Source organism: Fertoeibacter niger (genome assembly GCF_009380135.2).
Lineage (GTDB): Bacteria > Pseudomonadota > Alphaproteobacteria > Rhodobacterales > Rhodobacteraceae > Fertoeibacter > Fertoeibacter niger.
Genome location: NZ_WHUT02000006.1, coordinates 197,760 through 217,022, shown reverse-complemented (window position 1 = coordinate 217,022; position 19,263 = coordinate 197,760). Strand labels below are relative to the sequence as shown.

At 66.3% G+C, this 19,263-nt stretch carries 17 protein-coding genes; 1 reads left to right on the top strand and 16 read right to left on the bottom strand.

Annotated elements, in window-relative coordinates:
• Positions 1–68: 68 nt before the first annotated feature.
• The 8 genes from GEU84_RS11975 to bcoG form a co-directional block, all read right to left on the bottom strand.
• Positions 69–1,685: a GMC family oxidoreductase N-terminal domain-containing protein gene (locus GEU84_RS11975; protein ID WP_174539838.1), complete on the bottom strand. Its 1,617-nt coding sequence runs from the start codon at positions 1,683–1,685 to the stop codon at positions 69–71.
• A 128-nt stretch (positions 1,686–1,813) separates the two neighbouring features.
• A complete protein-coding gene (locus GEU84_RS11970; protein WP_241427673.1) occupies positions 1,814–2,608 on the bottom strand; it encodes a carnitinyl-CoA dehydratase in 795 nt (264 codons plus the stop codon).
• A 2-nt stretch (positions 2,609–2,610) separates the two neighbouring features.
• The gene (locus GEU84_RS11965; protein ID WP_152825667.1) at positions 2,611–4,626 is read right to left on the bottom strand and encodes an acetate--CoA ligase family protein; all 2,016 of its coding nucleotides are present in this window, start codon (positions 4,624–4,626) and stop codon (positions 2,611–2,613) included.
• A gap of 300 nt (positions 4,627–4,926) precedes the next feature.
• Positions 4,927–5,229 carry an Rdx family protein gene (locus tag GEU84_RS11960; RefSeq protein ID WP_152825665.1) on the bottom strand — a complete coding sequence of 101 codons (303 nt, stop codon included), beginning with the start codon at positions 5,227–5,229 and terminating at the stop codon, positions 4,927–4,929.
• 3 nt (positions 5,230–5,232) lie between these two features.
• The gene (locus GEU84_RS11955) at positions 5,233–6,393 is read right to left on the bottom strand and encodes an acyl-CoA dehydrogenase family protein (RefSeq protein WP_152825663.1); all 1,161 of its coding nucleotides are present in this window, start codon (positions 6,391–6,393) and stop codon (positions 5,233–5,235) included.
• Positions 6,393–7,850, bottom strand: coding sequence for a carnitine 3-dehydrogenase (locus GEU84_RS11950; RefSeq protein WP_152825661.1), 1,458 nt, complete (start codon positions 7,848–7,850; stop codon positions 6,393–6,395). The genes GEU84_RS11955 and GEU84_RS11950 overlap by 1 nt, the downstream gene beginning before the upstream one ends.
• Before the next feature lie 2 nt (positions 7,851–7,852).
• The gene (locus tag GEU84_RS11945; RefSeq protein WP_152825659.1) at positions 7,853–8,374 is read right to left on the bottom strand and encodes a lipocalin family protein; all 522 of its coding nucleotides are present in this window, start codon (positions 8,372–8,374) and stop codon (positions 7,853–7,855) included.
• Positions 8,371–9,279: a 3-dehydrocarnitine:acetyl-CoA trimethylamine transferase BcoG gene (gene bcoG / locus GEU84_RS11940; protein ID WP_152825657.1), complete on the bottom strand. Its 909-nt coding sequence runs from the start codon at positions 9,277–9,279 to the stop codon at positions 8,371–8,373. Before bcoG ends, GEU84_RS11945 begins: the two co-directional genes overlap by 4 nt.
• Before the next feature lie 73 nt (positions 9,280–9,352).
• Between bcoG and GEU84_RS11935 the strand changes: the two genes are divergently transcribed.
• Positions 9,353–10,312: a GlxA family transcriptional regulator gene (locus GEU84_RS11935; protein WP_152825655.1), complete on the top strand. Its 960-nt coding sequence runs from the start codon at positions 9,353–9,355 to the stop codon at positions 10,310–10,312.
• Positions 10,313–10,392: 80 nt separating this feature from the next.
• Here the strand turns inward: GEU84_RS11935 and GEU84_RS11930 are convergent, their stop codons facing one another.
• The 8 genes from GEU84_RS11930 to GEU84_RS11895 all read right to left on the bottom strand — a co-directional run bounded on the left by GEU84_RS11930 (position 10,393) and on the right by GEU84_RS11895 (position 19,213).
• Positions 10,393–12,411: a M3 family metallopeptidase gene (locus GEU84_RS11930; protein WP_152825653.1), complete on the bottom strand. Its 2,019-nt coding sequence runs from the start codon at positions 12,409–12,411 to the stop codon at positions 10,393–10,395.
• Between the two features lie 93 nt (positions 12,412–12,504).
• The gene (locus GEU84_RS11925) at positions 12,505–13,302 is read right to left on the bottom strand and encodes an amino acid ABC transporter permease (RefSeq protein WP_152825651.1); all 798 of its coding nucleotides are present in this window, start codon (positions 13,300–13,302) and stop codon (positions 12,505–12,507) included.
• Between the two features lie 31 nt (positions 13,303–13,333).
• A complete protein-coding gene (locus GEU84_RS11920) occupies positions 13,334–14,122 on the bottom strand; it encodes a transporter substrate-binding domain-containing protein (RefSeq protein ID WP_152825649.1) in 789 nt (262 codons plus the stop codon).
• Between the two features lie 366 nt (positions 14,123–14,488).
• The gene (locus tag GEU84_RS11915) at positions 14,489–15,523 is read right to left on the bottom strand and encodes a HesA/MoeB/ThiF family protein (protein WP_152825648.1); all 1,035 of its coding nucleotides are present in this window, start codon (positions 15,521–15,523) and stop codon (positions 14,489–14,491) included.
• Positions 15,523–15,990: a dUTP diphosphatase gene (gene dut, locus GEU84_RS11910; RefSeq protein ID WP_152825837.1), complete on the bottom strand. Its 468-nt coding sequence runs from the start codon at positions 15,988–15,990 to the stop codon at positions 15,523–15,525. The genes GEU84_RS11915 and dut overlap by 1 nt, the downstream gene beginning before the upstream one ends.
• 27 nt (positions 15,991–16,017) lie before the next feature.
• Complete coding sequence (gene coaBC, locus GEU84_RS11905; protein ID WP_152825646.1) at positions 16,018–17,250, bottom strand: bifunctional phosphopantothenoylcysteine decarboxylase/phosphopantothenate--cysteine ligase CoaBC; 1,233 nt, start codon at positions 17,248–17,250, stop codon at positions 16,018–16,020.
• A 248-nt stretch (positions 17,251–17,498) separates the two neighbouring features.
• Positions 17,499–18,338 carry a ChaN family lipoprotein gene (locus GEU84_RS11900; RefSeq protein WP_338144790.1) on the bottom strand — a complete coding sequence of 280 codons (840 nt, stop codon included), beginning with the start codon at positions 18,336–18,338 and terminating at the stop codon, positions 17,499–17,501.
• Positions 18,335–19,213, bottom strand: coding sequence for an RNA polymerase factor sigma-32 (locus tag GEU84_RS11895; protein WP_152825644.1), 879 nt, complete (start codon positions 19,211–19,213; stop codon positions 18,335–18,337). Before GEU84_RS11895 ends, GEU84_RS11900 begins: the two co-directional genes overlap by 4 nt.
• Positions 19,214–19,263: the final 50 nt, after the last annotated feature.

Sequence of the window (19,263 nt, the reverse complement as noted above, 5' to 3'; positions counted from 1 at the left end):
CCGGCTGCCGCAGCGGGTGGCAACGCCGCGCGCGCGGGCTCGATGCCCGCGAGCGCGGCTCCCCCGCCTCAGCTTGCGTCGGCCAGCACCCGTTCTGCGCCCTTCCAGCCCAGCATCATCGCGGGCGCATTGGTGTTGCCCGCGATCAGATTGGGGAAGCTGGAGGCATCGATCACCCGCAGCCCCGCCACGCCATGCACCCTGAGGCCCGCATCCACCACCGATGTCGCCGGATCCGGCCCCATGCGGCAGGTGCAGGACGGGTGATAGACTGTGCCCGAGCGTCGGCGCAGGTCATCGACCATCTGGTCATCCGTCACGCAATCCGGCCCGGGGCGCAGTTCCTCGGCGATGACGGATGCAAGGGCGGGTTGGGCCGCCAGATGCCGCAGATATTTCACCGCCGCCAGCATCTCTTCCACATCGTGGTTGGTCGAATAGGCATTGGCCGTGATCACCGGATGCGCAAACGGGTCGGACGACGCGATATGGATATGCCCCCGGCTGGTGGGCCGACAGTTCGACAGGCCCAGCGACAGGCCCGGAAACGGGTCGGGCGTCAGCAGCGGGCGTTCGCCCTCGCGCGGGACCAGCGTGGAAAACGCCTGCATGTAAAGCTGCATGTTGGGCCGCGCGAGGTCGGGCGAGGTGCGGAAGAAGCCGCCCGCGTGGTTGATCGACTTGGCCAGCGGCCCGCCCCGCGTCAGCACATATTGCAGCCCCACCAGCGCCTTGCCCCACCAGGGCCGCAGGATGGTGTTGTAGGTGGGCACGTTCATTCGCCAGGTATAGTTCAACCCCTGATGGTCGCTGAGGTTGCCGCCCACATTGGGGTTGTGCTGCAGCACCGGAATGCCCAGCCCTTGCAGCAACGCGCCCGGTCCCACGCCTGACAGTTGCAGCAATTGCGGAGAGTTGATCGCCCCGCCCGACAGGATCACCTCGCCCCGTGCGCGCAGCGTCCTTGTCTGCCCGCCATGGCGGTATTCCACCCCCACCGCGCGGCCCTGTTCGATCAGCACCCGCGTCACATGTGCGCCCGTCACCACCGCCAGATTGGGCCGCTTCATCGCTGGGCGCAGGAACGCCCGCGCCGCCGAATTGCGACGCCCGTCCTTCACCGTCAACTGATAGACGCCCGCCCCCTCTTGCCGCGCGCCGTTGAAATCCGGCGTTTCCGGCAGGCCCGCCGCCGCACAGGCATCCAGATAGTTGCGCACCAGCGGGTGCAGCCCGCGCCGGTTGGCCGACACGAACAGCGGCCCGCCCGTGCCGCGCCATTCATCTGCGCCAGCCTCGGTATCCTCCATCGCGCGGAAGGCGGGCAGCACATCGCCCCAGCCCCAGCCCGGGTTGCCCGCCGCCGCCCAATCGTCGTAATCCGCCGCCTGGCCGCGAATATAGACCATGGCGTTGATCGAGGATGACCCGCCAAGGATTTTCCCGCGCGGCCAGTAATCGCGCTGCCCGGCCAGCCCGGGGTCAGGCTCTGTCCGGTAGCCCCAGTTCACCGCGGGGTCGTAGAACAGCTTGCCATAGCCCAGCGGCAGATGGACATAGAACCGCCGGTCAGACCCGCCCGCCTCCAGCACCACAACGCGGTGCCGCCCGCTGGCCGTCAGCCGCTCGGCCAGCACCGAGCCCGCCGAACCTGACCCCACGATGATGTAATCCGGCGTCTCGATCTGCACCGCGCTGCCCCTTTGCTGCTTGGGCCAAACTAGCCGGGGCAACGGGGCGGGCGCTGCGGATTGCGACAAGGAATGTCGATAACAGATGATCGCGCAGCGTCATCATCGGCGCAGAAGCGCGCTCAGCGCCCTTTCCAGACCGGATCGCGCTTTTCCGCAAAAGCGCGCGCACCTTCCAGCTGGTCTTCCGAGGCGTAAAGCCGGTCCACCGTGGCCAGTTGCCGCTTGGTGATCCGGTTCAGCGCGTCCTGAAACCGCATGTCCTCGGCCTCGCGCACCACCTCCTTGATCGCGGCATAGACCAGCGGCGGGCCGGATTCGAGCAGCCGCGCCAGCGCCCAGGCCTTTGGCAGCAGATCGGCGGGCATGGTGATCTCTTTCAAAAGCCCCCAGCGCAGCGCCTCTTCCGCGTCAAACCAGCGCCCGGTCAGCAACAGGTCCATCGCCACATGATAGGGGATGCGTTTCGGCAGCTTGATGCTGGCGGCATCGGCCACCGTGCCCGACCTTATCTCCGGCAGCGCGAAAGTGGCATTTTCCGACGCCAGGATCAGGTCGCAAGACAGCGCCAGTTCCAGCCCGCCGCCACAGCAGATGCCGTTCACGGCGGCAATCACCGGCTTGTTCAGGTTCGGCAATTCCTGCAAGCCGCCAAATCCGCCCACGCCATAATCGCCGTCCACAGCATCGCCACCCGCCGCCGCCTTCAGATCCCAGCCGGGGCAAAAGAATTTCTCACCCTCCGCCCGCAGGATGCAGACGCGCAGGCTGTCATCGTCACGAAAGGCGCGGAAGGTCAGCCCCATGATCCGGCTGGTCGCAAGGTCGATGGCATTGGCCTTGGGCCGGTCCAGCGTCACCTCCAGAATGGCACCTTCGCGGCGTGTCCGCACCGGGCCCTCGGTCTGCATGGTCATCGTCACGGCAATTCCTCCCTCACCAGCGCATCCACCGCGACCGCCCCATCAGCGCGCAATATCAACGGGTTGATTTCAATTTCGGCCAGCGCGGGCCGCGCCAGCATCAGGCCCTGCACCGCCAGCACAGCCGTCACCATTGCCGCCACATCGGCCTTGGGGCGGCCCCGGTAGCCATCCAGCAAGGGCCACAGCCGCAGCCGCCGCAACGCCGCTGTCACCTCATCCGCCCCCACCGGGGCCACCAGGGTCACCGTGTCGGCCAGAAGTTCCGCCGTCACCCCGCCCATGCCCAGCGTCAGTGTGACACCATAGACCGGGTCACGCCGCGCGCCGATGATCACCTCGGCCACGGCGCCCGCAACCATTTCCTCGGCCAGATAGCCCGTGGCCCCCGGCATTTCGGCCTGCCCCTCCAGGCTGGCCAGGCCCAGACGCACCGCGCCCGACTCGGTCTTGTGGGCAAAACCGAGGCCCTTCAGTGCAAGCGGCGGCACCAATGGCCCGGCCCGCTCCGCCAGTTGGGCGAGGGTCGGCGCAGCAATTCCGCGCGGCACGGCGATACCCGCGCGCGCCAACAGCGCCTTGCCCTCAGCCTCTGACAATAACCGCGTCCCGCCAGTGGCTTGCGCGGGCACAGGCCGCCAGCCCGGCCGCCCCGGCGCGGTCTGCGCCGCCTTCACCGCCGCCAGCCCCTCTTGCAGGCCCATCAGCGGGGCCATGCCCTGCGCCAGCATTTCCCCCGCCATGCCCTCGTCAAAATTCTCGGGCAACGAGGCCAGCGGGATGGCGGGCTTGCCGGTCGCCGCGGCCGCAGCCCGGATCGCTTCCAGAGCGGGGCCATAGGAAGACGGATCGCAGCGGTCGCTGCGCGGCGGGTCAATGATGAACAGCCCCGCGTCATAACCCGCCAGCATGGTAGAAAACACATCCGTGGTGCGCGGCCCGTCGCCCCAGATGAAAGTGTGGTAATCCAGCGGGTTGGCGATGGTGACAATCGGCCCGAGTATAGCACCCAACCGTTCCCGCTGCGCATCCGACGGCGGCGGAAACTCCAGCCCGAAGGGCGCGGCCAGATCGGCCACCAGCCCCGCCTCACCTCCAGAACAGGACAGCGAACACAGCCGCCCGCCCAGCCGCGGGCCACCCGCCGCCCCGGCCAGCACATGAAACAGCTTCAGCGTCTCCAGCAATTCTGAAGGGCTGTTCACCTCGGCCACGCCCGCCTGCCGCAGAAAAGCACTCGACGCCGCCCCGCCCCCGGCCAGAGATGCGGTATGCGAGGCGGCGGCCACCTGCGCCAGTTCCGTCTTGCCGGATTTGATGCAGACGATGCCCTTGCCCGCCGCGCGCGCCGCCTCGGCCAGAGCAGCGAAACCAGGCGCATCGTCGATCCCTTCAACATACAGCCCCAACGCCGTGACGCGGTCATCCGCCAGCAGCGCGCCCGCCAATTCCGCCAACCCCACCTGCGCCGCATTGCCCAGACAGGCGACATAGGCCACCGGCAGACCGCGCGCCTGCATGGTCATGTTGATCACGATGTTCGAGGACTGGCTGAGCAGCGCCACCCCCCGCTCCACCCGCCGCCCGCCATGCTGGTCGGGCCACAACAACGCCCCGTCCAGATAATTGATCACACCGTAGCAGTTCGGCCCCAGCACCGGCATGTTGCCCGCCGCGGCCACCAGCGCGACTTGCAAATCGGCCTCGCCTGCCTCCTCCCATCCGCTGGCAAAGCAGGTGGCGCCGCCCGCGCCCATCGCCGCCAGTTCCGCCACCACCTCCAGCGTGGCATGCCGGTTCACCCCGATGAACGTGGCATCGGGCACCCCCGGCAGATCGGCAAGCGACCGGAAGGCCGCCACCCCGCCGATCTGGTTCCGCGTCGGGTGCACCGGCCAGACCGGGCCGTCAAAGCCCATGCGGGCGCATTGCTCCACCACGTTCTGCGCCCAGCCAGAGCCCAGAACGGCAATCGATCGCGGGCGCAGCAGACGCGACAGGTCGCGCGTCATGGCAGCACCTGCGCCTTCGGCCAGGCGCCGGGGGCTGACTGCCCCCGGACCCCCGTGGATATTTTCGGGCAGAAAATGAAAGAGAGCAGGCCGCATGCCCCTCGCAGAACACCCTGCCCCCAATGCGGGAGCAAGGTGCCATTTCCTGGCGCGGTCATCGGCGTCCCCGCCTGTACCGCCAGACCATCATGGCGACTCGGGGTTAACGAAGCGTTGCTTGCCACCATCTTTTCCCATTTTCTGTCCAGAAATATCCCACGGGAGGGGTCCGGGGAGGGTGTGAAACCCTCCCCGGCGCGTTCAACCCGCACCACCCTCAGCCGGTCCGACCCGATCCACATGCCCCAGGTCCCGCCCCGGCCAGGCGGCGTCGCGGACCCGTTGCTTAAGCGCCTTCACATCGGGAAATCCGCCGTCAAGCCGCCGGTCCCAGATCACCACGCCATCCAGTGTGATGGTGAAAACACCACCCGTCCCCGGCACCAGCCCGACCGAGCCCAGATCAGCGCCGAAAGTTGACAGCAGTTCTTGTGCCATCCAGCCCGATCGCAACAGCCAGTTGCATTGCGTGCAATAGGTGATCTCGACGCCGGGCCTGCCCATCGCTCAGGCCCCCAGGGGCCGCAGAAGATCGCGGCTGATGATGTGGCGCTGGATCTCGGAGGTGCCGTCCCAGATCCGTTCAACCCGCGCGTCGCGCCAGAAACGTTCCAGCGGCAGATCGTCCATCAGCCCCATCCCGCCATGTATCTGGATCGCCCTGTCGGTCACACGGGCCAGCATCTCGGTGGCGTAAAGCTTGGCCGAGGCAATTTCGCGGTTGGCGGGAAGGCCCTGATCCAGCCGCCAGGCCGAGGCCAGCGTCAGATGATCCGCCGCGTCGATTTCCGTAATCGAATCCGCAAGTTGAAAGCCAACTCCCTGAAACCGCCCGATCGGCTGGTCGAATTGCTTGCGTGCTGCCGCATAGTCCAGCATCAGGTCGAACACCCGGCGCGCGCGGCCCACGCTCATCGTGGCCACGGTGATGCGGGTGGCATAGAGCCATTCGTTCATCACCGCAAACCCGCCATCCACCTGCCCCAGCACCTGCGCATCGGGCAGGCGGCAGTTGTCGAATTCGAGGATCATGTTCTTGTAGCCGCGATGGCTGACCGATTTGTAGCCGTCGCGGATGGTGAACCCCGGCGTGCCGCGATCCACCAGAAAGGTGGTGATCTTTTTCTTGGGCCCGGCAGAGGTCGCCTCTTCCCCCGTCGCCGCGAAAACGATCACGAAATCAGCATGTTCCGCGCCGGAGATGAAGTGTTTGGTGCCGTTCAGCACCCAGTCGCCGCCATCGCGCCGCGCAGTGGTCTTCATGCCGCGGATGTCCGATCCGGCATCGGGTTCGGTCATCGCCAGCGCGTCCATCCGCTGCCCACGCACAGCGGGCAGCAGATAGCGCTCCACCTGTTCGCCGGTGCAGGCCATCAGGATGTTCTGCGGGCGCCCGAAGAAATGCGTCAGCGCCATGGAACCACGGCCCAGTTCCCTTTCAACCAGCGCGAATTCCAGATGGCTCAGCCCCGGGCCGCCCACGCTTTCTGGGAAGTTGCAGGCGTAAAACCCCAGGTCCAGCGTCTTGCGCTTGATCTCGGCACCGATTTCATGCGGCACAAACCCCAGATCTTCGATCTGCTTTTCAAGGGGATAGATCTCGTTCTCGACAAAGCTGCGCACCGTCGAGACGATCATTTCCTGTTCAGAGGTCAGCCCGTAATGCATCACGCTTTCCTTTGCCCGACGTGGCGGCCTGCCGCATCGGGGCGCGGCAATGCATCATGCGCTGCGGCCAGTGGCAACACGCGGTCAAGGATCATCTGCGGCGCGGCGCAGGTTTTGCCCGCCGCCATGTCCACATGCAGCAACATCTGTTCCAGCGTGGCCAGCACCTCGCCCGCCTTCTCGATACGCACGAACAGGTGGATGCGCTTTTCATCCGCCGCCAGCACCTGGATGCTGCCGGTCAGCGCATCACCCACCCGCGCCTCGCCAAGGTGCATGATATGGGTTTCGGCGGTGTAATAGCTGAAGCCGGTTTTCACATATTCAACATCCGCGCCAATGAAACGCAGGAAAGCATCCACCGTTTCGGATGAAGCGAACAAATACCGGCTTTCGGTCATATGGCCGTTATAGTCGATCCAGCCCGGCAGCACCTGCATGCGGGCCATGACCATCGGGGCACCCTGCGGCACCTCGGCGGCCAGCGCCACCGCGCGCCGCGCGTCATGGTCGCGCAGAACCTTGCCCGCGCCCCAGTTGCGGTCTTTCAGCGCGCGCAGGAAACCGATCAGGTTGCTGTCGCGGATGCGTTCCAGCTCGCGGATCGTGTGGTGGCCCGACTGCGCATCCGACTGCCCGGCGATCAGATCGACCAGCTCGTCGTTGAATTCGGGCACATCCATCAGTTTCGTCCAGGGCCAGGTCAGACAGGGGCCGAACTGCGCCATGAAATGCTTCATGCCCGCCTCGCCCCCCGCCACGCGGTAGGTCTCGAACAGCCCCATCTGCCCCCAGCGCAGGCCAAAGCCCATGCGGATCGCCTCGTCAATCTCCTCGGTCGTGGCCACGCCGTCCTTCACCAGCCACAGCGCCTCACGCCAGACGGCCTCAAGGAAGCGGTCGGCGATATGGGCGTCGATTTCCTTCCTGACATGCAGGGGGAACATGCCGATCTCGCGCAGCACCTCCTTCACGCGCTCAATCAGCGCCATGTCAGAGCGCGCCGATGGCACCACCTCGGCCAAGGGCAGCAGATAGACCGGGTTGAACGGATGCGCGACAAAGATCACCGAAGGGTCGGCGGCGCCTTCCTGCAACTCGCTGGGCTTGAAGCCGCTGGTTGAGGAACCGATCGGCACCCCATGCGACGATTGCTGAATTTGTGCAAAGACCCGGTGCTTCAGGTCCAGCCGCTCTGACACGGATTCCTGAATGTAATCCGCGCCCTCCACCGCTTCGGTAATGCTTGCCGCAAAACTCAGCACACCCTCGGATTGCATGGGAAGGTCAGACAGCGCGGGCAGGGCGGCGCGGGCATTGGCCAGAACCTCGCCGATCTTGCGTTCGGCCTCGGGGTCGGGATCGAACACCGAAACGTTCCAGCCGTTCAGCAGGAACCGCGCGGCCCAGCCGCCCCCGATCACCCCGCCGCCAATGATTGCCGCCTTGCGCGCCATGTCTACCTCTGGTTTGTCCGTTGCAATGCCGCCACGTCATAGCCGCTGCGGCCAAAAATCTCGCGTGCCCGGTCGTAATCCTGCGGCGAGGCCGCGCGGGACCGGTGCAGCATCCAGCCACCCGTGCGGCCCTTCACCCCGATCAGCGCCATGCGCCCGTCGCGGCTGACATCCAGCAGCGCCAGTTGCGTGGCCAACGGCACACCCGCCTGTTTCAGCGTCAGTTCCGCCGGGCCCGCCACCGTTGCCACGCCATCGATCTGCCGCGTGGCCCCGGTCGCCGTATCGCGGCAACTGATGCGCAGCGCCACGCGACCATCGGGCAGGCTGTTGAAATCGGCGGTGGTGTGTCTGCAACCGGCCTGCGCGGCCAGGGGGAAACTCGCCACTTCATACCAGCGCCCCTCCAGCCGCAACACGGCAATGTCGCGGGCATAAAATGGCGATGTGAAATAGCGCAGCGAGGGGTGATAGGTGGTGCAGGCAGTCAGCCCCAGCAGGGCCAGCAGAAATATGCGTGTCATAATGGCGGCCTTTTCATCAGGTTGAGTTTCGCCCTCACCTCGGCCGGAGTAATCACCCGCGCGCCCAGGTTTTCGATGATCGTAGCCGCACGTTCCACCAGTTGCGCGTTTGTCGCAAGCACGCCTTTGTCAAGCCACAGGTTGTCCTCCAACCCCACCCGCACATTCCCCCCCGCCAGCACAGAAGCCGCGACATAGGGCATCTGGTGCCGCCCCAGCGCAAAGGCCGACCAGTGCCAGTCTTGTGGCACATTGTTCACCATCGCCATGAAGGTGTTCAGGTCGTCCGGCGCGCCCCACGGCACGCCCATGCACAATTGCACCAGCACCGGCGCAGGGATCACACCCTCCTTCACCAGTTCCTTGGCAAACCACAGATGCCCGGTGTCAAAGGCCTCGATCTCGATCCGCACGCCGCTGTCGCGCATCCGCGCGCCCATGTCGCGCAGCATGCCGGGGGTGTTGACCATCACATAATCGGCCTCGTTGAAATTCATCGTGCCACAATCCAGCGTGCAGATCTCGGGCCGGCACTCCACCACATGCGCCACCCGCTCCGCAGCACCCGCCATGTCGGAACGCGCTGCCATGCGCCCCATGTTTTCGGTGCCGTCAAACAGCAGATCGCCGCCCATCCCCGCCGTCAGGTTCAAGACCACATCGGTGGCGCTGTCGCGGATCCGCTCCGTCACCTCGCGGTACAGCGCCAGATCGCGCGAAGGCTTGCCCGTTTCGGGGTCGCGCACATGGCAATGCACCACCGCCGCGCCCGCCTTGGCCGCCGCAATCGCTGAATCCGCAATCTGCGCCGGGCTGCGCGGCACATGGGGCGAACGGTCCTGCGTGCCCCCTGATCCGGTCACGGCGCAGGTGATGAAAACTTCGCGGTTCATGGTCAGCGGCATGGCATCCTCCGGGGTCTGTTGCAGCCACTCTAGCGCGCTTGCAAAGCCGCGCTTTGCGATTTACGCAAGAAACATGGCACAAAGCGCAACAATTTTCACCGCCAGCACAGCCCCCCTGACCATCGCCCTGCTGGTCCTGCCGCAAGCCTCGATCCTGGAGGTTGCCAGCACGCTTGACCCTTTGCGTTCCGCCAACCGTCACATCGGCAGCGACGCCTACCGCTGGCGCGTCGTCTCTCCCGATGGCCGCGCCGTGCCCCTCACCTGCGGTATCGAACTGCCCTCCACCGGCGGCCTCACCCAGGCCGAAGGGGCCGATGCCCTGATCGTCATCGCAGGCTTCCGCCAGGCCGAGGTCGCCACCCGCCCCCTGATCCGCGACCTGCGCCGCATCGCGCCGCGCTTTCGCGCCATCGGCGGCATTGATGCCGGGCCTTGGGTGCTGGCCCGCGCGGGCCTGCTCGATGGCCACAAGGCCACCGTGCATTGGGAGGATCTGGAGGATCTGGCCAGCGCCCACCCCGCCGTCGATGTCTTGCCCGACCGTTTCGTGATCTCGGGCCCCCGCTTCACCGCAGGCGGGGCCGCCCCCGCCGCCGACCTGATGCTGCACCTGATCCGCGCCCGCCACGGCGCGGCGCTGGCCATGCAGGTCGCGGCCAGCTTCATCACCACCGCCCGCGACGGGGCCGAGCCGCAGATCACCCCGCCGCGCGACCCCCGGCTTGATCCGCGCGTGGCCGCCGCCATCGCCCGGATGGAATCGCGCCTCGACACACCCGAACCCGTGGCGCAAACCGCCCGCGCCCTCGGCCTATCCCCCCGCCACCTCGAAGGCCTGTTCCGCACAAACCTGGGCCAGACACCCGGCGCCTATGCCCTCTCGCTGCGCCTCGCCGCCGCCCGCCGCATGGTTACCGACACAAGGCACCCGCTGGCTGACATCGCCCTGCGCTGCGGCTTCACCTCCGCCGCCACCCTCTCACGCGCCTTCCGGCGGCAATTTGGCGTGCCCCCGTCCAGCCTGCGCTGACCTTTCTCATTTTCTGTCTGAAAATATCCCACGGGAGGGGTCCGGGGAGGGTGTGAAACCCTTCCCGGCGCGTTCATTCCTCAGGCCGCGTCCAGCAACCCGCGCCCCTTCAGCAGCGCCTCCACCCCCGGCATCCGCCCCCGGAACTGGGTATAGAGCGCCTCCGCCTCCTGGCTTCCGCCTGCCGACAGGATAAACCGCTCCAGCCGCGCCGCCACCTCCGGGTCAAACGGGTCGCCCGCCTCCTCAAAGGCCGCGAACGCATCGGCGTCCATCACCTCCGACCACATGTAACTGTAATAGCCCGAGGAATAGCCATCGCCAGAAAAGATATGCGCAAAATGTGGCGTTGCATGCCGCATCCTGATCGCGCGCGGCATCCCCAGGGCGTCAAGCACCTCGGCCTGCATGGTCATCGGATCGGCGGGCGCGGCACCTTCATGAAACGCCAGATCCACCAATGCCGAGGATACAAACTCCACCGTGCCGAACCCCTGGTCATAGGTGCCCGCCGCCAGCAACCGCTCCAGCATGGCCAGCGGCATCGGCTCGCCGGTCTGCCAGTGCCGCGCGTGTTTCGCCAGCACCTCCGGCACCTCCAGCCAATGCTCATACAACTGGCTTGGCAGTTCCACAAAATCCCGCGCCACAGAGGTGCCGGAAATGAACCCATGCGTCACATCCGACAGCATCTGGTGCAGCGCATGGCCGAATTCGTGAAACAGCGTGCGCGCATCGTCATAAGACAGCAGCGCAGGCGAACCCTTGGCAAAATTGCACACATTCACCACAACGGGCCGCACTTCGCCGCCCAGCTTGCGCTGGCTGCGCATGGCCGAACACCAGGCGCCCGACCGTTTCGATGCGCGCGCGAAATAGTCGCCAATGAACACCGCCACATGCGCGCCGCCGCGCGTCACCTCCCAGGCCCGCGCATCAGGGTGGTAAAGCGGCACATCCAGCGCGCGAAACTCCAGCCCGAACAGGCGGTTGGCACAGTCGAACTGCGCGCCAAGCATCGCCTCAAGGCTCAGATAGGGCTTCAGCGCCGCCTCATCCAGATCATGCTCCGCCTTGCGGCGCCGTTCCGAGTAATAGCGCCAGTCCCAGGGCTCCAGATTGCCGTTCACGCCATCGGCATGCATCATGCCTTCCAGCACCGCCGCATCCGCCAGCGCCCTGGCCTTGGCCGGCACCCAGACCCGCATCAGAAGATCGCGCACCGCGCCCGGGGTCTTGGCCATCTCGGGTTCCAGCTTGTAATCGGCAAAGCTGGCGTAACCCAGCAGCGCCGCCCGCTCGGCCCGCAGCGCCAGTATCTCTGCGGCAATCGCGCGGTTGTCGCTGGCATTGCCATTGGCCCCGCGTGCCACCCAGGCCTCATAGGCCAGTTGCCGCAGGTCGCGCCGCGCCGAAAACTGCAAGAACGGCACGATCAGCGAGCGGTTCAGCGTCAGCACATGGCCCCCTAGCCCCCGCTCCTCTGCCGCCGCTTTCGCCGATTCCAGCACGAAATCCGGCAGCCCTTCCAGATTGGCCTCGGCCAGCGGGTGAAACCACTCCCGCTCGTCCGCCAACAGGTTCTGGCTGAACTGCGTGCCCAGCACCGCCAGCCGCCCCTTCACCGCCGTCATTCGCGCGGCGGCCTCGCCCTCCAGCTCGGCCCCCGCCCGCACGAACATCTGCCGGTAAAGCGTCAGCACCCGCATCTGCTCTGCATCCAGCCCCAGCGCATCGCGCGCCTGCCACAGCGCACCGATCCGGGTGAACAGCGCGCGGTTGTTCGTCACCTCCGATGAAAAGGCCGACAGTTTCGGTGCCAGATCGCGCTGCAAGGCCTCGCGCGCGTCCGTGCTGTCGGCCCCGGCCAGGTTGAAGAACACCCCCGCCACCCGGTCCAGCAGCCCTTCGGCCAGTTCCATCGCCGCAATGGTGTTGGCAAAGGTCGGCGCATCCGGGCTGTCGGCGATCGCCGCGATATTCGCACGCGCCTCGGCCAGCGCCGCATCAAAGGCCGGGGCGAAATCATCATCGGCAATCGCGCCGAACGGCGGCAGGGCGAAAGGCGTTGTCCATTCGGCAAGCAGGGCATTGGTCATGGCAAGTCTCCTTTGCCCGGAAACCTAGGCATGCCCTGCGCCAAGGTCCACACCTGCCGTCTTGCCCCGGCCCAAATATCCGTGCGCCGTGCCCTACCTGCGCTGATGGCCGCCCAAACGCGCCTCCACCCGCCGCAACACCAGCGACAGGCTGATGGTCATCGTCAGGTAAATCAAGGCGACCACGTTATAGGTCTCGAAATAGCGGAAATTGCCCGCCGCCGTCACCTTGCCCAGTTGGGTGATATCCGTCACACCCAGCACCGAGACCAGCGACGAATCCTTCACCATTGCCACGAAATCATTGCCATAAGACGGCAGGATGATGCGAAACGCCTGCGGAAACACGATATGGCGGAAACGGTGCCAGCGGGTCAGGCCCAGCGCCTCGGCCGCCTCGATCTGGCCCTCGTCCACCGCCTGCAACCCCGCCCGGAAAATCTCGGCCAGGAATGACGAATAGGCGATGGTCAGCGCGATGACCGCCCGCCACAGCAGCGAGAAATCCCGCGTGCGCCACGGCTCCCATCCCAAGGGCCCTGTCACCCAGTTCCATGCCATGACCAGCCCCGGTGCCAGCACGAAGGCCACATACAACAGCAGCACGATGATCGGGATGCCGCGCACCACCTCGACATAAAACCGTGCCACCTGCCGCAGCAGCATGAACCGCGACAGCGCCATCAGCGCCAGTGCCAGCCCCAGGGCCGAGGCCAGCGCAAAAGCCACCAGCGTGACGAACACGGTAATCCCGATGCCCTTGGCCAGCGTGGCCAGCACCTGCGCATAAAGCCCGTCGCTGGCCACGCGCCAGAACAGATACACTCCGATCCCGGCCAGCAGGATCAGCCAATAGGGAAAGTCGTGCTGTTCCGCTGGCTTGCGCGGCATCGTTCAGGCTTTGGCCATCCGTTCCGCCGGGTCAGCCGCCGATCTTGAAATCGAGGAACCATTTCTTGTCGAGCGCCGCAATCGTGCCATCCGCCTTCATCGCTGCAATAGCGGCATTCACCGGCCCGACCAGATCAGACCCCTTGGGGAAAATGAAACCGAAATCCTCGGCCCCCAGCGTCTGCCCCACGATCTTCAGCGCGCCATCCGAAGCCGCGACATAGCCGTTGCCCGCCGTGCCATCGGTCAACACCAGATCGACATCGCCCGCGCGCAGCGCCTGCACACCTGCGCCAAAGGTTTCAAACAGCTTGATCCGGGGGTTCGCCTCATTCCCGTCCAGCACCTCATAGACGCCCACATAAAACGGCGTGGTGCCGGGCTGCGCCGCCATCAGCAGATCCGCATCGGCGGCAAAGCTGGCGGCATCGGCAAAGCGCGTCTCGTCGCCGCGCACCAGCATGACCATTTCCGACCGCATATAGGGGTCAGAGAAATCAACCTGTTCCTTTCGGTCGTCGCGGATGGTGATGCCGGTCATGCCCATGTCGAACTGGCCTTCCGACACGGCGGGAATCATCGCGTCCCAGCTGATGTTCTGATAGCTGACAGCCATGTTCAGCCGTTTCGCCATCTCGGCCATCGCGTCATATTCCCAGCCCACGGCAGCCCCCGCCGCATCGACGAACTGCAAAGGCGGATAGGCGTTTTCCGTCACAACCACCACCGCGCGCCCCGCAAGGTCAGGCAAATCCTGCGCCAAGGTCGCGGTTGAGGCAAAAGCAGAGAAAAGTCCCAGCAGGGCAGCAGCGATTTTCATGATGAGCTTCCTGTCACGAAGTTGATGCATGACTATGGCCGCGCCCCCTGCCCGATGCAAGCACCCGCCACAGGGCGGATGAATCAGCGATAACCGCGAGGTATGAAGCAATTTATAACGCGTGACGCATTGCTGCAAAAATCTGCACCAATGGCCCCGCCCGGCGCCTGACGACTGCGGATAACCCCCCTGCGGCCAGGTGCCTTGGCCACTCCGGCCCTCCGCGCCACGCCCACCCGTCCGCTGATTCGCCAACATGCGTAAAGCGCGCAGCCGATGCCACTCATCCAGACGGGTATCCTACCCGCCGTGCATCGCCCGTGCATCGGCAAGAACCCCAAACCCGGGCCTGTTAACCCAGCGTTCTCAGGCCCTTGCGCCGCACACCGCACAACCCTCGCGCCGCTTCACCCCGATCACCCGGCTCTCGCCATAAAGCGCGTCAAAAATCATCAGCCGCCCGCGCAACCCCTGCCCCGCGCCAGTGATGTGCTTCACCGCTTCCATCGCCATCATGGCACCGATGATGCCCGGCAAAGGGGCCGCCACCCCGGCCTCGGCACAGGTGGGCACCAGCCCCGGTGCAGGGCGGGTGGGAAAGACGCATTCGAAACAGGGGCCGCCCCGCGCCGGGTCATACAGGCTGATCTGGCCCTCCCACTGTGTTATTGCCGCTGCTATCAAGGGCTTGCCCAGTTCGGCCGCCACCCTGTTCACCATGTAGCGCGTGTCGAAACTGTCGGTCCCGTCCAGAATCAGATCGTAGTCGGCAAACAGATCGGCGGCAATTTCGCCCGTCAGTCGCCGGTGATAGGGCCGCACCGTGATGAACGGGTTCAGCGCCCGCATCGCCACTTCGGCACTCGCCACCTTGGGCAGGCCGATGCGGGCATCGGTATGGACGATCTGGCGCTGGAGGTTGGAATTTTCCACCGAATCATCGTCAATTACCCCGATTGTCCCCACTCCCGCCGCCGCCAGATACAGCAGCGCGGGCGACCCAAGCCCCCCCGCTCCGATAACCAACACCTTGGAATCCTTCAGCTTTCGCTGCCCCGGGCCACCGATTTCACGCAGCAGGATATGCCGGGCGTAGCGGTCCAGCTCCGCAGGGCGGAAAGCGCCGCCTGAAACTGGCGCAAGCTCCGTCACCTGTCCGCGCAGCCGCGCCAGCGCCGCGCGGTAGCCCAGCACCAGCGCCACAGCCACCGCCAAAGCCAGCCAGACCTGCGCCGATCCGCCGGTCGCCAGCCGCAAGGGATGCCCCTCGGCCAGCGCCAGATGCAGGCCCACCACCGCCAGCCATAATCCGCCGATCATGCCCAGACGAAGCCGCACCGGCGCGGCAAGGTAACGCCCCGTAAACCAGAGCGCCGCCATCATGGCAAGCACCAGAATCATCAACCCCTCCCGGTGGAGCCAAAGCCCCCAGCACCGCGCGCCGTATCCTCCAGAACATCGACGGCCGCAAACCCCGCCTGCACCACCGGTGCCACCACCAGCTGCGCAATCCGGTCGCCATGCGCGATGGCAAAGGGCTCCGTCCCCAGATTGATCAGCAAGACGCCAAGCGGCCCGCGATAGTCGCTGTCGATGGTGCCCGGCGTGTTCGGCAGGCTGATGCCGTGTTTCAGCGCCAGACCCGAGCGCGGCCTGATCTGCACCTCATACCCCGCCGGGATCGCCACGCGCAGCCCGGTCGGCACGATCGCCCGCTGCATCGGGGCAAGCACCATGCCCAAATCCCTGTCTGCCAAGGGGAAATTCGCCCGCACATCCGCCCCTGCCGCCCCCGGGGTCGCATAGGCGGGCAAAGGCAGATCACGGTCTGCCCACTCTTCCCACACCACCCGCACCACCGGGTTCATCGCCACGCCCTGCTGCATTTTCTGTCTCTAAATATCCCCGCCGGAGGCCTCGACATCAGCCATGGCGCCCAGGGCAGCAGCGATACGCGCCGCCAGCCGCCGCGCCACCAAGTCCTTGGCCATGCGCGGCCAGCTTTCCGCACCCGCCGCGTCAATCACCGTGACGGCATTCTCGCTGCCGCCCATGATGCCGGTGGCGGGCGACACATCATTGGCCACGATCCAGTCACAGCCCTTGCGCAGGCGTTTCGCCGTGGCATGTTCCACAACATCCTGCGTTTCGGCGGCGAAGCCCACAACCAGTTGTGGGCGCCCCTCGGTCATCCCAGCGATTGCCGCAAGAATGTCGGCATTCTCGGCAAACGCCAAGGCGGGGGGCTGGCCGGTGCCATCCTTTTTCATCTTTTGTCCTGCGGCATTGGCTACGCGCCAGTCGGCCACCGCCGCCGCAAAGACCGCCGCATCGGCGGGCAGCGCCGTCTGCACCGCCGCCAGCATCTCTGCCGCCGTTTCCACCCGCACCACCGCCACCCCGCCGGGCGGCGGAACCAAGGCCGGGCCGGTTACAAACGTCACCCGCGCGCCCAGCGCGGCCAGCGCCGTTGCCAGCGCGGTGCCCTGCGCACCGGAAGAGCGGTTGGCAATATAGCGCACCGGATCAATGGGTTCATGGGTTGGGCCAGAGGTGACGAGCACATGTTTGCCCTGCAAGGGGCCGTTGCCCAGCGCCGCCGCCACGGCTGCCACAATCTCCAGCGGCTCCGCCATCCGGCCGGGCCCATATTCGCCGCAGGCCATGTCGCCCGCGTTCGGCCCGACGATCAGCGCGCCGTCGGCCTGCACCTGCGCCAGATTGCGCTGCGTGGCGGGGTGGGTCCACATCCGCACGTTCATCGCAGGGGCCAGCAAGACGCGGGTGTCGGTGGCCAGCAGCAGGGTCGAGGCCAGATCATCGGCGCGGCCCTGCGCCATCTTGGCCATCAGGTCGGCGGTGGCCGGGGCCACCACGATCAGATCGGCGCTGCGCGACAGCTGGATATGCCCCATCTCGGCCTCATCCGTCAGATCGAACAGATCCTGGTGCACCTTGGCACCCGCCAGCGCCGAAACCGACAGCGGCGTGACAAATTCGGTTCCCGCCCGGGTCAGCACCGGCGTGACTGCCGCACCCCGTTCGCGCAGGCGGCGGATCAGATCCAGCGCCTTGTAGGCGGCGATGCCGCCGCCGATGATCAAGAGGATACGCTTGGCGTGAAGCATCGGTCTCTCCGCACGGGCACGGGTTCAGGTGTAGGGGCGGGCGGGGCGGAACTCAATCCCTGTGGGTATGGCCGACGACCGGGGGGCTTCACGCCCCCCGGCCCCCGCGGGATATTTGCATCTGGAAAGAGAGTGTCACGAGGTCCGGACCCGCAATGACCCGGCAGGTCTGACGCGCGAATGGCAATGCGCCAGAGGGTGCGCAACGGTCTTTCCCGCTTGCGCACCGTCGGGACAGGCCTGACGCTTCAGGATCTCTGTATCCCGAAGGCCGCGCAGGGATCGCCGCGATCCACCGGCGGGGTGACAAGCCACAGGTCAAAGGGCGCATCGGGGCCGGGGTCGGCCTCGGTCTGGCCAATGGACAGAACCGACAGGTTCGGCGCGGCCAGTGCCAGTGCCGCGGGCACGCCCTGATCGCGGCGCGCATGGCCGGTGCCGGTGATCACCGCCACCGGCCCGCCGGTTTCCGCCATGGCCAGCACCACGGCGCGCGCCAGCGCCGCATCGCGCAGCCGTTGCGCCTGCACCATCCCTGCCAGCAGATCGGCGGGCAAGGCGTTGCAATGGGCCTCATCCTGTTCCGCCTCGCGCGCGGCCTGATCGGCGGCGGCCAGCGGGGCGGCCAGACCGTAGCGCGCCGCATCGGGGCCGAACACGGCGGCCGCCCCTTGCGTCATGGCGTCACGCACGGCCTGCCGGGGCAGATCGCCGCCAAAGACCTGCGCGGAAGGGGCGGCGGTAAATATGGGGTGGTAAAGCGAAAAATCGGGCCAGCCGCTGTCGGCCCAGCCCAGCGCCGCCCCCAGTGCGGCCATGTCGCCCCGGTTTTGCGGCGTCACCCGCGCCGCCTGATCGGGGGTCAGCATTTCAAACACCAAGGCCCGGGGCCGCATGGCCGCCACGGCATAGGCCTGATGCGCGTGGTGAAGCGGGTTGTCATGCACCTCGCCCAGCACAGTCACATCTGCGGCGGGGAGCTGCGCCAGATCATCCGGCGTGATCTCACGCGCGGCTGCCGGCAGCGCCAGCAACCCGACCCCCAGCCAGAGGCTACCGACAAGCCAGAGGCGCGCAGCGACTGTCACAGCAGAAAGTGGTGAACCTCGCGCGACTGGGCCTCAAGGCTGCGCCGCATCTTGCCGAAGGCTGCGGCCTCAAGCTGGCGCACCCGTTCTTTCGACAGGTCAAGCTCCTCGCCCAGGGATTCAAGCGTGCGGGGCGCATCGCGCAGCTTGCGTTCGGTCACGATGAAGCGCTCGCGCGGGCTGAGGGCCTGCATGGCCGTCACCAGCCAGTCGCGCAGGCGGGCTGCGTCATGTGTGCCTTCGACCACTTCGGCGGCCTGGGCGCTGTCATCTTCCAGCGCGTCGATCCACTCGCGGCCCTCGTCATCCGATGATTGCGTGGCGTTCAGCGAGAAATCCGACCCGGACAGGCGGCCTTCCATCATCTCCACATCGGCCAGCGGGACGCCGACATCGGTGGCGATCATCTGGCGCAGCTGGTGGCCGTCCAGGGTTTCGCCGCGTTGCGAGGCCTCACGCTCCAGCCTCGCCTGCACGCGGCGCATGTTGAAGAACAGCGCCTTCTGGCTGCTGGTGCTGCCCGTGCGCACCATCGACCAGTTGCGCATCACATAGTCCTGGATGCTGGCCTTGATCCACCACACCGCATAGGTCGAAAACCGCACGCCACGATCGGGGTCGAACTTGTCGGCGGCTTTCATCAGGCCAAGGCTGGCCTCCTGGATCAGGTCGTTCATCGGTGCGCCATAGCGGCGGAATTTCGACGCCATGGAGATCGCCAGCCGCATATAGGCGGTGATAAGGCGGTGCAGCGCGGCTTCATCCCGCTGGTCGCGCCAGGCATAGGCCAGCCGCAATTCGGTTTCCGCATCCAGCAGTTCCGCCTTCATCGCCTTGCGGGACATGGTTTGATCGGTGTATCCGTCCAGTGCCATTGCAACCCCCTGTCGGCTTGCTTGCCGTTATACTTACCTTACGAGGCCAG

Excerpts from the sequence above, each read along its gene's own strand:
- GEU84_RS11970 (WP_241427673.1), bottom strand. The coding sequence starts at position 2,608 with ATGACCATGCAGACCGAGGGCCCGGTGCGGACACGCCGCGAAGGTGCC.
- GEU84_RS11965 (WP_152825667.1), bottom strand. The coding sequence starts at position 4,626 with ATGACGCGCGACCTGTCGCGTCTGCTGCGCCCGCGATCGATTGCCGTT.
- GEU84_RS11960 (WP_152825665.1), bottom strand. The coding sequence starts at position 5,229 with ATGGGCAGGCCCGGCGTCGAGATCACCTATTGCACGCAATGCAACTGG.
- GEU84_RS11955 (WP_152825663.1), bottom strand. The coding sequence starts at position 6,393 with ATGCATTACGGGCTGACCTCTGAACAGGAAATGATCGTCTCGACGGTG.
- GEU84_RS11950 (WP_152825661.1), bottom strand. The coding sequence starts at position 7,850 with ATGGCGCGCAAGGCGGCAATCATTGGCGGCGGGGTGATCGGGGGCGGC.
- GEU84_RS11945 (WP_152825659.1), bottom strand. The coding sequence starts at position 8,374 with ATGACACGCATATTTCTGCTGGCCCTGCTGGGGCTGACTGCCTGCACC.
- bcoG (WP_152825657.1), bottom strand. The coding sequence starts at position 9,279 with ATGCCGCTGACCATGAACCGCGAAGTTTTCATCACCTGCGCCGTGACC.
- GEU84_RS11935 (WP_152825655.1), top strand. The coding sequence starts at position 9,353 with ATGGCACAAAGCGCAACAATTTTCACCGCCAGCACAGCCCCCCTGACC.
- GEU84_RS11930 (WP_152825653.1), bottom strand. The coding sequence starts at position 12,411 with ATGACCAATGCCCTGCTTGCCGAATGGACAACGCCTTTCGCCCTGCCG.
- GEU84_RS11925 (WP_152825651.1), bottom strand. The coding sequence starts at position 13,302 with ATGCCGCGCAAGCCAGCGGAACAGCACGACTTTCCCTATTGGCTGATC.
- GEU84_RS11920 (WP_152825649.1), bottom strand. The coding sequence starts at position 14,122 with ATGAAAATCGCTGCTGCCCTGCTGGGACTTTTCTCTGCTTTTGCCTCA.
- GEU84_RS11915 (WP_152825648.1), bottom strand. The coding sequence starts at position 15,523 with ATGATTCTGGTGCTTGCCATGATGGCGGCGCTCTGGTTTACGGGGCGT.
- dut (WP_152825837.1), bottom strand. The coding sequence starts at position 15,990 with ATGAACCCGGTGGTGCGGGTGGTGTGGGAAGAGTGGGCAGACCGTGAT.
- coaBC (WP_152825646.1), bottom strand. The coding sequence starts at position 17,250 with ATGCTTCACGCCAAGCGTATCCTCTTGATCATCGGCGGCGGCATCGCC.
- GEU84_RS11895 (WP_152825644.1), bottom strand. The coding sequence starts at position 19,213 with ATGGCACTGGACGGATACACCGATCAAACCATGTCCCGCAAGGCGATG.